The 13,821-nt window shown below is 69.1% G+C and carries 13 protein-coding genes; 5 read left to right on the top strand and 8 right to left on the bottom strand.

The features are described 5' to 3' along the window. Positions 1-109 precede the first annotated feature (109 nt). Both ACWF0M_RS37035 and ACWF0M_RS37030 read left to right on the top strand, forming a co-directional pair. The gene (locus ACWF0M_RS37035) at positions 110-2,872 is read left to right on the top strand and encodes an AAA family ATPase (RefSeq protein WP_452240438.1); all 2,763 of its coding nucleotides are present in this window, start codon (positions 110-112) and stop codon (positions 2,870-2,872) included. Continuing rightward, a complete protein-coding gene (locus ACWF0M_RS37030; RefSeq protein ID WP_452240437.1) occupies positions 2,873-3,103 on the top strand; it encodes an SCO4848 family membrane protein in 231 nt (76 codons plus the stop codon). It abuts the gene before it with no gap. Here the strand turns inward: ACWF0M_RS37030 and ACWF0M_RS37025 are convergent. Next, positions 3,075-3,866: an AraC family transcriptional regulator gene (locus ACWF0M_RS37025; protein WP_452240436.1), complete on the bottom strand. Its 792-nt coding sequence runs from the start codon at positions 3,864-3,866 to the stop codon at positions 3,075-3,077. The genes ACWF0M_RS37030 and ACWF0M_RS37025 overlap by 29 nt on opposite strands. Before the next feature lie 22 nt (positions 3,867-3,888). Between ACWF0M_RS37025 and ACWF0M_RS37020 the strand changes: the two genes are divergently transcribed. Both ACWF0M_RS37020 and ACWF0M_RS37015 read left to right on the top strand, forming a co-directional pair. Then, on the top strand, positions 3,889-4,716 hold the full coding sequence (locus ACWF0M_RS37020) for a M55 family metallopeptidase (protein ID WP_452240435.1): 828 nt from the start codon (positions 3,889-3,891) through the stop codon (positions 4,714-4,716). A 114-nt stretch (positions 4,717-4,830) separates the two neighbouring features. Then, positions 4,831-5,175, top strand: a complete 345-nt coding sequence (locus ACWF0M_RS37015) for a DUF2000 family protein (RefSeq protein ID WP_452240434.1) — start codon at positions 4,831-4,833, stop codon at positions 5,173-5,175. A 374-nt stretch (positions 5,176-5,549) separates the two neighbouring features. Here the strand turns inward: ACWF0M_RS37015 and ACWF0M_RS37010 are convergent, their stop codons facing one another. From ACWF0M_RS37010 to sdhC, 5 genes are all read right to left on the bottom strand, one after another. Then, entirely contained in the window at positions 5,550-6,716 is a 1,167-nt protein-coding gene (locus ACWF0M_RS37010) for a WD40/YVTN/BNR-like repeat-containing protein (RefSeq protein WP_452240433.1), read from the bottom strand. A gap of 72 nt (positions 6,717-6,788) precedes the next feature. After that, positions 6,789-7,493 (bottom strand): succinate dehydrogenase iron-sulfur subunit, encoded by a 705-nt coding sequence (locus ACWF0M_RS37005; RefSeq protein ID WP_452240432.1) that lies wholly within the window; start codon positions 7,491-7,493, stop codon positions 6,789-6,791. Next, a complete protein-coding gene (gene sdhA, locus ACWF0M_RS37000; RefSeq protein ID WP_452240431.1) occupies positions 7,493-9,235 on the bottom strand; it encodes a succinate dehydrogenase flavoprotein subunit in 1,743 nt (580 codons plus the stop codon). Before sdhA ends, ACWF0M_RS37005 begins: the two co-directional genes overlap by 1 nt. A gap of 7 nt (positions 9,236-9,242) precedes the next feature. Further along, complete coding sequence (locus ACWF0M_RS36995; RefSeq protein WP_452240430.1) at positions 9,243-9,698, bottom strand: succinate dehydrogenase hydrophobic membrane anchor subunit; 456 nt, start codon at positions 9,696-9,698, stop codon at positions 9,243-9,245. Position 9,699: 1 nt separating this feature from the next. After that, on the bottom strand, positions 9,700-10,077 hold the full coding sequence (gene sdhC, locus ACWF0M_RS36990; RefSeq protein WP_167217322.1) for a succinate dehydrogenase, cytochrome b556 subunit: 378 nt from the start codon (positions 10,075-10,077) through the stop codon (positions 9,700-9,702). A gap of 226 nt (positions 10,078-10,303) precedes the next feature. On the opposite strand from sdhC, the gene ACWF0M_RS36985 reads away from it, so the two are divergent. After that, positions 10,304-11,119: an MBL fold metallo-hydrolase gene (locus tag ACWF0M_RS36985; RefSeq protein ID WP_452240429.1), complete on the top strand. Its 816-nt coding sequence runs from the start codon at positions 10,304-10,306 to the stop codon at positions 11,117-11,119. A 218-nt stretch (positions 11,120-11,337) separates the two neighbouring features. Here the strand turns inward: ACWF0M_RS36985 and ACWF0M_RS36980 are convergent, their stop codons facing one another. Next, the gene (locus ACWF0M_RS36980) at positions 11,338-12,537 is read right to left on the bottom strand and encodes a glycosyltransferase (protein WP_452240428.1); all 1,200 of its coding nucleotides are present in this window, start codon (positions 12,535-12,537) and stop codon (positions 11,338-11,340) included. Continuing rightward, positions 12,534-13,658 carry a glycosyltransferase family 4 protein gene (locus ACWF0M_RS36975; protein WP_452240427.1) on the bottom strand — a complete coding sequence of 375 codons (1,125 nt, stop codon included), beginning with the start codon at positions 13,656-13,658 and terminating at the stop codon, positions 12,534-12,536. Before ACWF0M_RS36975 ends, ACWF0M_RS36980 begins: the two co-directional genes overlap by 4 nt. Positions 13,659-13,821: the final 163 nt, after the last annotated feature.

Below are 13,821 nucleotides of genomic sequence, written 5' to 3'. Positions count from 1 at the left end.
CAGTCAGGGGTGTCAGGATGGTGGCCAGCACATTTCCTCATGTGACACTCGCCGTGTCGAGCTGCCCTGGGCTGTGATAATCGGCGAGGGTAATCCTTCGAGGAGTTGGATGACTGACGACGAGCTGGTCGGGCGAGCCGGACTGGTCGAGCGTGCTACCAAGCAGCTCGAGACCAGCGGCAGCGTGCTGCTCTACGGCCCGACCGGTATCGGCAAGTCGGCCCTCGGGCGGGCGCTCGTCGCGGAGCGTGGCCGGAAAGGCTGCCGGATCCTCAGCGCCGCACCGTCCAACTCCGAGGCCGGCCTGCCGTACGTCACGCTCCTCGACCTGCTCTCCAACCAGCTCGAATTCGCCTGGCAGGTGCTCCCGGACCACCTCCGCCAGCCGCTCGAGGTCGCGCTGCTGAAGGCGAGCGCCCCGGATACGGTGCGTGACGAGCTGGCCGTGCGCCTCGCCGTACTGCACGTTCTCCGCCGCCTCGCCACGACCGGCCCCGTACTGATCGTGGTCGACGACATCCAATGGGTGGACCCGTCCAGCCTCGAGGTGCTCACGTTCTGTGCTCGCCGGCTGTCCGAGGGCGTGCACCTGCTCGCCACCGAGCAGGTGGCCGACGGCGACCTGCCGGTGATGGCCAACGCCTGCCCCGAGCCCGTCCTGCAGCTCGAGGTCCCGCCGCTCACGGAGCCCGACGTACTCGGCCTGCTCCGGCAGCGCCTGTCGAGCCCGCTCCCGGTCCGGACAGCGCGCCGCATCTTCACCGCGAGCGCCGGCAACCCGTTCATGGCCCTCGAGCTCGGTCGCGCCGTACTGCGGCATCCGAAGAGTGTCTCGCCCAACGACCCGCTCCCGGTCTCCAGCCGCCTCAAGACCCTGCTCGGTGAGCGTCTCGCCGACCTGTCCACCGACACCCACGAGCTGCTCCTGCACGCCGCGTCGTCGCCGCGCCCGACCACGACGCAGCTGGCCGGCTCCCTCGACCGCTCGATCGACGCCGACCTCGCCGAGGCGGAGACCCTCGGACTGATCGATGTCTCGGCCGAGCGGCTCCGCTTCACGCACCCCCTGCTGAGGGAGTTCGTGTACGCCGAGGCAACGTCGGCCGCCCGTCGTCAGGCGCACGCCAAACTGGCCGCCGTGGTCGACGAACCGGTGGAGAACGCGACCCATCGCGCCCTCGCCACCCAAGAGGCCGATCCGGAGCTGGCCGCGACGATCGAGGAGGCCGCCACGGTTGCCGCCGGTCGTGGAGCGCCTGGCGCCGCCGCGAACCTGTGGCGGCTGAGCGCGGACCGGACACCGAGCACCCACCCGAACGAACGCGCCCGCCGCCTCACCAGGGCCGCCGACGACGCCGCGGCCGCTGGTCACCTGGCGGAGTCGGCCGACATGGCGCAGCTCGCCGTACAGGCAGCGACAACGCCCGAAACCAGGGTCCCCGCGCTGCTGCTGTGTGCCGACGCGGTCTGGCCGGAGCGGGACCGCCGGGTCGAGCTGCTCGCGGAGGCGTTCGCGGCGGCCGAGGGCAATAAGCGGTTCGAGGCGCGGGTGCGGATCGAGCGCAGCCACAGCCACTACTTCGATCGCAGCCTGGACGAGGCGCAGGAGGACGCGCGGATCGCCGAGGCGCTGGCGCGCGAGGCCGGTGACACCGAGGCGGTCGTCGACGCCCTGAGCGCGGCGAGTTCGGTGCTGATGGCCCGGGACGCCGACGAGACCTCGGACGCCGTGCTGGAGCAGGCTGCCGAGCTGGCCAAGGGCTTGCCGCTCACCAGGAGCGTGGTGAACGCCCGCCAGATGGCCGCGATGCGGGAGCTGTTCCGCGGCCGGACCGGTGAGGCGATCACCGCGATCACCGCGTTGGCCGACGAGGTGCGCGACCACGGCGCGATGCGCTGGCTGGCGTCCGTACTGATCTCCGCGACGGCGATCTACGAGCGCAGCGGCCGCGGCGCCGACGCGTTGGCCGCCGGACACGAGTGTTATCAGCTGATGCAGGACATCGGGGACGAGGCCGAGGTCGGCATGGTTGTCGCCAGCCGCGCGGAGTGGGTCGGCGGGTCGGCGGCCATGGGTCGGCAGCTCGCCGAGGCCGCGCTGGACGCCGTCCGCCTGGTCGGGAACGACGAATGGACCGGCCCGGCGCTGGTCAGTCTCGGGCTGATCGGCGTACTGACCGGCGACCCGCAGCGGGCCGTCGAGGCGTTCGACGCGATCGCGGGGTCGGGCGAGGCCGCGATGCCGTACGACCCGGCGGTGATCCCGTGGCACGCGGACTACGCCGAGGCCCTGGTCGCGGCCGGCCGGCTGGACGACGCGGCCGACCTGATCGCCGAGATCCGCACCCGCGCCGAGAACCTGGACCGGCGCGTGGTGAAGCTCGGCCTGGATCGCGCCGAGGCGCTGCTGGTCGCCAAGCACGGTGACCCGGCCGCTGCCCTGGAGCTGTTGGAGAAGACAGTCGGTACGGCGGGGGACCGGGTCTACCCGCTCGATCTCGCGCGTTGCGAGCTGGCCCGCGGCCGGATCGCCCGGCAGGCCCGTCGCCGGTCGGTCGCCCGGACCGCGTTCCTGGACGCGATCGAGCAGTTCGAGGCGTACGGCGCTCCCGCCTGGCGCGAGGTCGCGGAGATGGAGCTCGCGCGTCTCGACGTACCGAGCCGAAGCCGGCAGCCGTCGGAGCTGACCGACAACGAGCAGCAGATCGTCTCGATGGTCCGCGACGGCTCCACGAACCGCGAGATCGCGGCGGCGTTGTACCTGTCGGTGAAGGCCGTGGAGTCGCAGCTGACCCGCCTGTACCGCCGCTTCGGAGTCGCCAACCGCACCCAGCTGCTGAGGACGGTCGACCGCCCGAGTCAGAATGGGTGAGTGAAGCTACAACGCAAGCACGCCTTCGTCCTGCTGGCCATCGCCGCCTGGAACGTCATCACCTACCTGCGCTTCATCAAGGCGCTCGTGGACACCGAGAACCGCCCGACCGGGTACTACGTCGCGCACACCGTCCTGATCATCGTGAACCTGCTGATCGCGGCGCTGCTCGGCACCTGGGGAGTCCGCGCGTACAAGGCCTCTAAGACCGCACAAAACTCGCCGGTGTGACCCCGAGCAGTTTCCGGAAGTGCCGGTTGAGGTGCGACTGGTCGTAGAACCCAGCCAGTGTCGCGACCTCGGCGGTCGGGCGCCCGTCGAGCAGGTACCGCCGGGCCAGATCGACCCGCCGCCCGGTCAGGTACCGGTGCGGCGGCATCCCGTACTCCCGGCTGAACGCCCGTACCAGATGGGCCGGATGCGCATGCACCAGCTTCGACGCATCATCGAGTGTGATCCCGTCCGGCACGTGCGCGTCCAGCAGATCGCGCAGCTGCGCGGCAACGCCCGCGTCGGACCGGTCCGGTGGGTCGACCACTTGCCGCCGCAGGTGCTGCCCCAGGCGCTCCTCGATGAGCGTCAACCGGCTCTGGGCCTCCAGGTCCTCCACACCGTCTTCCAGTACGCCGTGCAACTGGTGGATCCGGTGCCGCAGCAGCGGGTCGACGTACTCCGGATGGTCGACCGCGGCGCCGATCAGACCTTCACCAAGCCGATCGGGCTCGAGATAGAGGACCCGCTTACGGAACCCCTCCGGCCGCACCGAGCGGCCGTCGTGCGGGACATGCGGCGGGAGGAGCGAGACTTGCGCCTGCGCGAGACCGTGCTCGTGGCGGTCCAGGTCGTAGCGCACCGCACCTTCGTCGACGATCAACACGGTCCACGCGTCGTGCGTGTGGCTCGGGTACGCGTGCGACGGGAAGTGCGCATGCAACACCTCGACGACCCCGGCCAGCCGAGGCCGCCACGCCCGGACCGTGGCGCCGCCGCTCATAGCTGAAACATACGCTTTGCGTGTGAAGGTCTACGTGAGTGCGGACATGGAAGGCGTCACCGGGGTCGTCGACGCGGAGGACGTGCAGCCGCCGGGACGGGACTACGAGCGCGGCCGGGTGCTGATGACCGAGGACGTGAACGCCGCCGTCCGCGGTGCGTACGCCGCCGGCGCGACCGAGGTCCTGGTGAACGACGCCCACGGCCCGATGCGCAACCTGCTGCCCGACCTCCTCGACCCGCGCGCCGCCCTGATCAAGGGCCGCCCGAAGCCGATGGGCATGATCGAGGGCCTGACCCCGGAGTACGACGCCGTACTCTGCATCGGCTACCACGCCCGCGCCGGCGTACTCGGGGTCCTGAGTCACAGCTTCATGGGCCACGAGATCGAGGACATCTGGCTGGACGACCAGCTCACCGGCGAGATCGGCCTGTTCCACGCGGCCGCCGCGGCGTACGGCGTACCGCTCGCGCTCCTGACCGGGGACGACACCGCATGTGACGAGATGAAGGCGTGGGATCCCGCGGTCGCGATCGTCCCGGTCAAATTCGCCAAAGACCGCTTCGCCGCGCAACTCGTCCCGGTCGGGGAGGCCCGCGAGTCGATCGAGTCGACCACCGCGCAGGCGCTCAGCAGCCTCACCAAGCCGGACACCCCGGCCGGCCCGCGAACCCTGGCCGTCCGCTGGCAGTCCGCCTCGGTCGCGTCCCACCTCACCGCAATCCCCGGCGTAACCCGCCGCGACGACCGCACCGTGACGGTCGACGCAGACATGCTCCAGCTCTACCGGATGTTCAACCTGTTCCTCCGGGTCTGCACAGCAGTCACCTCGAACCCGCCGTACTGTTAAAAACGTACAAGACCGATGCCGGTGCTGGGCGTGAGCATTGGGCTTGTGGAAAAGTTTGATACGAAGATTGCTGTGTTGTTGCGGGACGATCTGGCGGTTTGGCAGCGGTTGAATGTGACTGCGTTCTTGGTCAGTGGGATCGCCGGGACGCATCCTGAGGTGGTCGGGGAGCCGTACGAGGACGCGGACGGTGTTCGGTATCTGCCGATGTTCCGGCAGCCGGTGATGGTGTTCGAGGGGTCGAAGGAGTTCATGACGACCGCCCACGAACGCGCGCTGAGCCGGGAGATCGAGCACTCGGTGTTCACCCAGGATCTCTTTGCCACCGGCAACGACCACGACAACCGCGCCGCGGTGAAGGCCGTCCGCACCCAAGAACTCGACCTGGTCGGCATCGCCTTCTACGGCCCGAAGAACGCCGTCGACAAAGCGTTGAAGGGCGCCGTCAAGCACCACTAGTGTCCTGAGTCGGACGTTCGTGCCATAAGTTCGGGCGGGGCCAGACGCACGCCCAGGAATTCGCGGCGCTCGAGCCTCCCCAAACCGGTGTGGGGAGCCATACCCACCCAAATCAGCCTGCAACACTCCCCAAACCACCGGAATCGGCCGCGGGCTCCATCTTTGAGAAGCCACCGACCATCATCGGGCCGCGAGAATGGTCGGTGGGTTCTCAAAGATGCGATCCGCGGGTCGACCCGCTCCGAATGGGGAGTGTTACAGGCTGGTTCGGGTGGGTTTTGCTCCCCAGACCGGTTTGGGGAGGCGTTGGCGGCGCTAATGCTGGGCGCACCGCCTACCAACAATTTATGTCACGGACTTCAGAAGCAGGACCACTAGCGCGGGGCGAACTTGGTCCAGGTGGCGCCTTGGTCGGTGCTGAGGACTACCTCGGTGGTACGGCGTTTCGGGACCTCGGAGCCGTACATGAGCTGTGCGTCGCCGGACAGGTCGGCGAGGTCGCCGGGGTAGCCGCGGTCCAGTGTGGCGGCGCCGTCGCGGACCCGGTACAGGCGCGGGCGGTCGCCGGGGCGGCCGCCGAGGATCAGCGCGGTGCCGTCGTCGAAGGCGAGCGGCGACACGGCCAGGCTCTTCGGCGGGTTCTCGACCGTCGTCCAGTTCGCGCCGCGGTCGGTGGAGATCTGCAGCTTCGAGACGGTCTGGCCGGTGGCGCCGACGGTGACCGCGGTCGACAGCAGCGTGCGGCCGTCCGGGCTGATGGCGAGCCGGCCGAGCTGGTTGTGGCTGTCGAGCGACCGTGAACCCCAGGTGCGACCGCCGTCGTCGGTCCAGACGACGTCGGTGCGGCCGATCCCGGTCAGCATCCAGCAGCGGCCGGACTCGTCGCAGACCGGGGACCGGGTGCCGCGGGTCCGGAGCATCCGGACCGTCGACTCCTCCGGGTTCACCACGACGATCGAGCCCGGCACGATCCGGTCGGTGAGGATCTCGTCCTTCTGGAACGTCGAAGTGGGCAGCCGGTACCGGAGCTTGGTGAGCACCGGGCCGTCGTACGTCAGCCGGAACATCATCGTCGCGTCACCGGTCAGCGTGCCCTCGAGCGGCGGGGCGACCGCGATCGCCTCCTTGCCCGCCTGCAGCGTCGCGTACGGGACCGGCCACTCGGGGGCGGTGGCGCGGGAGCCGTCCCGGTCGATCACCGCGGCGAACCTGCAGTTCGGGCCGCTGGTGCAGTCCGACCAGCCCGCCGCCCAGCGGTTCCGGGTGACCATCGTGATCGACAGCACCTGCGCGCGCTCGGAATTCACCACCGCGCTGCCGGACCGCCCCGCGGCGGCCGGCTCGATGGCGATCGGAGGGTCCGTCTGCGACCGGTGAGAGGTCAGGTGCACCATCGCGAGCACGATCGACGTCGTGGCCGCGAGCACCCCGAGGACGAGGAACGGCGGCATGCCGCGGGGTAGGCCACAGCGCTCCAACAGCTCTACCAGGCGGCGGTAGTAGCGGTCGGACAACTCGCGCAGGCGCGGCTCCACAGTCACCCCCCAAGGCGCAGGTGTCCCCGCGAGGGGGTCAGGTCGGCGGTGGAATCTTATGCGAAAGAGGGCGCACGCTCACACCCGGCGGAAGATGAGTGCGCGCTTCACTTCCTGGATCGCCTTGGTGACCTCGATGCCGCGGGGGCAGGCGTCGGTGCAGTTGAAGGTGGTCCGGCAGCGCCAGACGCCTTCCTTGTCGTTCAGGATCTCCAGCCGCTGCTCGGTGCCCTCGTCACGGCTGTCGAAGATGAACCGGTGCGCGCCGACGATCGCCTGCGGACCGAAGTACTGCCCGTCGGACCAGAACACCGGGCAGGACGTCGTACACGCAGCGCACAGGATGCACTTCGTGGTGTCGTCGAACCGGTCCCGGTCGGCCTGCGACTGGATCCGCTCCCGGGTCGGCTCGTGACCGCTGGTGACCAGGAACGGCATCACCGAGCGGTACGCCTCGAAGAACGGATCCATGTCGACGACCAGGTCCTTGAGCACCGCGAGGCCCTTGATCGGCTCGACGGTGATCTCCTTGTCCGGGTTCAGGTCCTTGATCAGCGTCTTGCAGGCCAGCCGGTTGCGGCCGTTGATCCGCATCGCGTCCGAGCCGCAGACCCCGTGCGCGCAGGACCGCCGGAACGTCAGCGTGCCGTCCTGCTCCCACTTGATCTTGTGCAGCGCGTCCAGGACCCGGTCGGTCGGCTGCAGCGTGACGGAGTACGTCTTCCACTCGGCCTCGTCCAGGACCTCGGGGTTGTACCGGAGGATCTTGACCTTGACGTCCATCAGTACTTGCGCTCCATCGGCTTGTAGCGGGTCTGCACGACCGGCTTGTAGTCGAGCCGGATCGTCTCGTTGCCGTCGGCATCGACCTCGCGGTACGCCATCGTGTGCCGCATGAAGTTGACGTCGTCGCGGGTGGCGTAGTCCTCGCGGAAGTGCCCGCCGCGGGACTCCTTGCGCGCGAGCGCGCCTACCACGAGCACCTCGGCCAGGTCGATCAGGAAGCCCAGCTCGACCGCCTCGAGCAGATCGGTGTTGAACCGCTTGCCCTTGTCCTGGACGCCGACGCTTGCAAAGCGAAGCTTCAGCGCCTCGATGTCGACGAGCGCCTGCTTCAGCGAGCCCTCCGTGCGGTACACCTGCGCGTTCAGGTCCATCGTCGCCTGCAGGTCGGACCGGATCGCGGCGATCCGCTCCTCGCCGGTCGACGTACGCAGGCCCTCGACGAGCTCCACGACGTACTTTTCCGGCTCGGAAGGCAGTTCCTCGAACTCGGCCGTCGCGGCGTACTCGGCGGCGGCGATCCCGGCCCGGCGGCCGAACACGTTGATGTCGAGCAGCGAGTTGGTACCCAGGCGGTTCGCACCGTGCACCGAGACGCAGGCGACCTCGCCGGCGGCGTACAGGCCCGGGATCACGTCCTCGTTGTTGGCCAGCGCCTCCCCCTTGATGTTCGTCGGGATGCCGCCCATCGCGTAGTGCGCGGTCGGGAACACCGGGATCTGCTCGGTGTACGGCTCCACGCCCAGGTAGGTGCGCGCGAACTCGGTGATGTCCGGGAGCTTCGCGTCGATGTGCGCGGGCTCCAGGTGGGTCAGGTCGAGCATCACGTACGCGCCGTCCGGACCGCAGCCGCGGCCCTCGCGGACCTCGTTCGCCATCGCGCGGGCGACCATGTCCCGCGGCGCCAGGTCCTTCACGGTCGGCGCGTACCGCTCCATGAAGCGTTCGTTGTCCTTGTTCCGCAGGATGCCGCCCTCACCACGAGCGGCCTCGGACAGCAGTACGCCGAGACCCGCCAGGCCGGTCGGGTGGAACTGGAAGAACTCCATGTCCTCCAGCGGCAGGCCCTTGCGCCACACGATGCCCATGCCATCACCGGTGAGGGTGTGCGCGTTGGACGTCGTACGGAAGACCTTGCCGAAACCGCCGGACGCGAAGATCACCGACTTCGCGGAGAACACGTGCAGCTCGCCGGTGGCCAGCTCGTAGGCGACCACGCCGCTCGCCTTGCCGTTCGTCATCAGCAGGTCGAGAACGTAGTACTCGTTGAAGAACTCCACGTTCTGCTTGATGCACTGCTGGTACAGCGTCTGCAGGATCATGTGACCGGTACGGTCGGCCGCGAAGCAGGATCGGCGTACGACGGCCTCACCGTGGTTGCGGGTGTGACCGCCGAAGAACCGCTGGTCGATCTTGCCCTCGGCGGTCCGGTTGAACGGCAGGCCCATCTTCTCCAGGTCGAGGACCGCGTCGACGGCCTCGCGGCACATCACCTCGGCCGCGTCCTGGTCGACCAGGAAGTCGCCACCCTTGACCGTGTCGAAGGTGTGCCACTCCCAGTTGTCCTCCTCGACGTTCGCCAGCGCGGCACACATACCGCCCTGGGCGGCGCCGGTGTGCGAACGGGTCGGGTACAGCTTGGTGAGTACGGCGGTACGGGTCCGGTTGCTCGACTCGAGGGCCGCGCGCATCCCCGCGCCGCCCGCGCCGACGATGATGACGTCGTACTGATGCTGCTGCATAACTTCCTTACTTGCAGACCTGGAGGGTGCTGTTCGGGTCGAGGCAGGGGTCGAAGGTGAAGATGACCAGCGTGCCCAGGACGACGATTACGATCGATGCGGTGATCAGCAGGGCCTTGAGCCAGAACCGGGTCTGGTCCTTCTCGGCGTAGTCGTTGACGATCGTGCGCAGCCCGTTGGTGCCGTGCAGCATCGCCAGCCACAGCATCAGCAGGTCCCAGACCTGCCACAGCGGGTTGGCCCACTTGCCGGCCACGAAGCCGAAGTCCAGCGCGGTGATCCCGCCGCCGAGCATCAGGTTCACGAACAGGTGCCCGAGCACCAGGATGACGAGGGCGAGCCCGGACAGCCGCATGAACAGCCAGCTGTACAGCTCGAAGTTGGTCTGCCCGGACCGGTTCCGGCCGCCGCCCTTCAGCCTGCGGGCCCGGGAGCTGCTGCGCGGTGCCGCGATCTCGCTCATCTCAGCCTCCGAACACGTGGGTCAGATGCCGGATGACGAACGGCACGAACAGCACCACCCAGAGCACGCCGACGCCGATCATCAGCTGCCGCTGGTAGCGCGGGCCCTTGGCCCAGAAGTCCACCAGGATCAGCCGTACGCCGTTGAACGCGTGGAACAGGATCGCCGCGACCAGACCGACCTCGAGCAGGCCGACGACCGGGTTCTTGTAGGTGCCGATGACCTCGTTGTAGGCCTCCGGGGAGACCCGCACCAGTGCGGTGTCCAGCACGTGCACCAGCAGGAAGAAGAAGATCCCGACACCGGTGATCCGGTGCGCGACCCATGACCACATGCCCTCCCGGCCGCGGTACAGCGTGCCGGCTGGTTTGCTGGGCAAACCGTCCTCCGATCGAACGTCACTCGGCCCGGAGAAAACCAAGCCGGTTCGATGCTAGTCCCGCGATCAGCCCCGAAATGTCCTGACAGATGTGAGATCGGTCGCGTAGTGGCCCAAGGATCAGGGCCCGCAGTGGCCCTCGACGGTGCGCCTCCGATGCACTTGACTTCAACTGCGCTTGAACGCTTTGGCTGACGGCACATCGGAATCGAAGGGGAGAACTACGGTGAGTTTCTGGATCTGTGCGACCTGCGCGGTCGAGCACGCGGAGCAGGTCGAGGTGTGCGCGATCTGCGCCGACGAGCGGCAGTGGGTGCCCGCCGACGGGCAGCACTGGACCACGCTCGAGGAGCTGTCCGCGGCCGGCACCGAGGTCACCGTCGACGAGGTCGAGCCCGGCCTGTACGGCGTCCGCTCGAAGCCGCCGGTGGGGATCGGCCAGCAGTCGATGCTGGTGACAACGTCCGAGGGCAACCTGCTCTGGGACCCGATCGGGTACCTGGACGACGACGCCGTACGCCGGATCCGGGAACTCGGCGACGTGGTCGGGATCATCGCCAGCCACCCGCACATGTACGGCGTCCAGGTGGAGTGGAGCCACCGCCTCGGCGACGTACCGGTGTATGTCTCGGAGGCCGACAAGGAATGGGTCGCGCGCCCGGACGCGGTGATCCAGCCCTGGTCCGGGCGGCTCACGCCGCTACCCGGAGTGACCGTCATCCAGCCCGGCGGCCACTTCCCCGGCAGCGCGGTCGTGCACTGGGCGAACGGTGCCGAGGGCAAGGGAGTCATTCTGTCCGGCGACACCATTTTCGCCAACCCAGACCGCACCTCGGTCAGCTTCATGCGCAGCTACCCGAACCGCATCCCACTGTCCGGTGCGGTGGTCGACCGAGTAAGCCGCTCCCTCGACCCCTTCACCTACGACCGCCTCTACAACAACTTCGGCTCAGTAATCCCCACAGACGCCAAGTCCGTAGTACGCCGCTCCGCCGACCGCCACGCCGCCTGGACCCGAGGCGACTACGACCACCTCACGTAGGTAGCCCCTACCACTCTCCCCAAACCGGTTTGGGGAGAGCCTGGCGGGCTGTCCGGGGAGCATCTCCCACCCGTTGTGGGGTGTGGCCCGCCCCGAACCAGTTTGGGGAGGATGTCCTGCCTGTTATGGGGTGTGGCCCGCCCCGAACCAGTTTGGGGAGGATGTCCTGCCCGTTGTGGGGTGCGGCCCGCCCCGAACCGGTTTGGGACGGGCGGGTCCTAGGCGGCGAGGCGGGAATGGGTGAGGCGGGTGTGGAGGGCGAGCATGTGGGTGATGCAGGTTTGCCAGTGGTAGAGCTCGGCTCGGTGGCGGGCGGCGGGGCGGCGGTTGGGGAGTTGGGCGAGGGCGAGGGTGGCGTCGGCGAGGGCTGCGGGGTTGGCGGGGGCCCAGCTGCCGCAGGTTTCGTCGACGAGTTCCCGGGCGCCGCCGGTGTTGGCCGTGACTACCGGCGTGCCGGCGGCGAGTGCCTCGAGGACGGCCAGGCCGAAGGTTTCGCCGGGGCAGACGGACAGGGCGATGTCGGCCTCGGCGAGGTGCTTGGCGAGGGTACGGCGGCCGTCGACGTACCCGTGGAAGGTGACGGGCGCGTCCCCGGCGACCTCGATCAGCTCGTCGAGGTGCGGTCCGGTGCCGTAGACGTCCATCCGCACGTTCACGCCGCGGCGGTGCAGTTCGGCGGCGGTCGCGACCGCGAGGTGCGGGCTCTTCTCGCGGGAGAGCCTGCCGGCGTGCACGAGCTTCAGTACCCCGTCGTTCAAAGGTGCACCCAGCGACGGGTGGAAGGTGTCGAGGTCGACCCCGAGCGGGATCCGGACGAGCGGCGTCGTCACCTCGTCGAACTCGGCGGCCGCGTAGCGCGAGGTGACTACGACGGCGTCGTACGTGCGGCCGAGGATCTTGTAGAGCGCGGCGACGGTGGCGATCATGCCGAGCTGGCTGTACTTGACCCCGTCGGCGCCCCACTTCACCGGACGTTCGCCGAGCATCCGGCCGGGGCGCAGTACGTCGTTCCCGCCGAGCTGACCCGGGCGGGCCGCGCCGAGCGCCAGCATCGCGTCCAGCCGCTCGTGGCTGAACAGGACCGTGCCGATGTCGTTCTTGCGGGCCCAGCGCGCGACTGGCAACAGCGTCGACTTGTCGGAGATCTCGACCGTGGTCGGCCGGAACCGCTTCAGTACGTCGATCACGGTCCACGGCGTCGTGATCAGCCGGTAGCCGCCGCTCACCTTCGGCGCCTTGACCCGGACGATCGTGCCCAGCTCGGTCTCGACCACGGAGTCCTTCTCACCCGGCGTGATCACGATCCGCTCGGCGCCGGCCTCGACGTACCCCTGGCCGATGTGCTCGATCGCGGTCCGCATCCCACCGGACGTCGGCCCCACGAAGTTGGCGAGTTGGGCGATCCGTAGTCCACTCATGCGACCCGCCGTACGGCGGCGGCGTCGCGGAGTACTTCGGCGTAGTGGTTGTCGACGAGGTCGTCGACGACGGCCGGCCAGGTGCGCGACTGCACGCGCTGCAGGCCGCTCGCGGCCATCCGTCCGCGGGCCGTCGGGTGGTCCAGCAGGGTCTTCACCGCGTCTCGCAGCGATCCGGGTTGGCCGGGCTCGAACAGCAGGCCGTTCTCGCCCGGGTGGATCAGGTCCAGCGGGCCGCCCGCGGCCGGGCCGACGGTCGCAACGCCGGAGGCCTGCGCCTCCTGGATCGTCTGGCAGAACGTCTCGTGTTCACCGGTGTGCACGAACACGTCCAGCCCGGCGAAGATCGACGCCAGGTCGGCGCCCCGGCGCATCCCGAGGAACGTTGCCGTCGGCAACGCGTGCTCCAGCGCGGAGCGGTCCGGGCCGTCGCCGACGATCACGATCCGGCAGTCCAGGTCGGTCAGCTCCGCGAGCCGCCGTACCTTCTTCTCGGCCGCCAGCCGGCCGACGTACCCGACGATCGGTTTGCCGTCCGGGGAGATCTCCCGCCGCCACTGCTCGTCCCGGTTCGACGGGTCGAACAGGTCGAGGTTCACGCCGCGGCCCCACCGGTACACCCGCGGTACGCCGCGCTGCACCAGCGCGTCGACGGCCGAGGTCGAGGGCGCGAGGGTGCGGTCGGCGCGGGAGTGCGTGCGGCTGACCCAGCGCCAGATCCCGCGGTCCGCGGCGGCGTACCAGGGGTACTGGCGGGCGAAGCCGGCGATGTCGGTCTGGAAGATCGCCACCGTCGGTACGCCGAGCTTGCGGGCGGCACGTAGTCCATACGCGCCGATGATGAACGGCGAGGCGAGATGCACCAGGTCGGGCCGGAAGTCGGCCATCGCCCGTTCGATCGACGGATCCGGCAGACCGACCGGGTACTCCTTGTAACCCGGCGTACGGAAGCTCCGCGCCCGCAGCACCGGGACGTCACCGTAGCTGTCGGGGCCCGGGCCGGGAGCGATGATCAGCAGTTCGTGCCCGCGGGCACGCAGCCGGTCGGCGACGTGGCGAGCCGTGTTCGCCACGCCATTGATCTGCGGCAGGAAGGTCTCGGCCACCATCACGATTCGCACATCTCGAAGGTTCCTCACCGTCCATGAACCCTGGGCGACACTCTCGTGACACGGCGTCGATGCCCTGTCGACAGCTGCAAGGCCTTGAAGTGTCCTTCAGGTTGCCACCGGGCTGTGCTCGGTTAGTCGCACGCGAACTCTGGGGTGGCAGACCACCCTGGCC

This window comes from Kribbella sp. NPDC055110, from assembly GCF_053607525.1.
Note: the sequence above shows the minus strand (reverse complement) of the source record. Positions and strands in the feature narration are given on the sequence as shown.

Bases quoted from the DNA above. Each gene is read 5' to 3' on its own strand.
- ACWF0M_RS36980 (WP_452240428.1), bottom strand. From the start codon at position 12,537: ATGAGTGGACTACGGATCGCCCAACTCGCCAACTTCGTGGGGCCGACG.
- sdhA (WP_452240431.1), bottom strand. From the start codon at position 9,235: ATGCAGCAGCATCAGTACGACGTCATCATCGTCGGCGCGGGCGGCGCG.
- ACWF0M_RS37025 (WP_452240436.1), bottom strand. From the start codon at position 3,866: ATGAGCGGCGGCGCCACGGTCCGGGCGTGGCGGCCTCGGCTGGCCGGG.
- ACWF0M_RS37035 (WP_452240438.1), top strand. From the start codon at position 110: ATGACTGACGACGAGCTGGTCGGGCGAGCCGGACTGGTCGAGCGTGCT.
- ACWF0M_RS37005 (WP_452240432.1), bottom strand. From the start codon at position 7,493: ATGGACGTCAAGGTCAAGATCCTCCGGTACAACCCCGAGGTCCTGGAC.
- ACWF0M_RS36995 (WP_452240430.1), bottom strand. From the start codon at position 9,698: ATGAGCGAGATCGCGGCACCGCGCAGCAGCTCCCGGGCCCGCAGGCTG.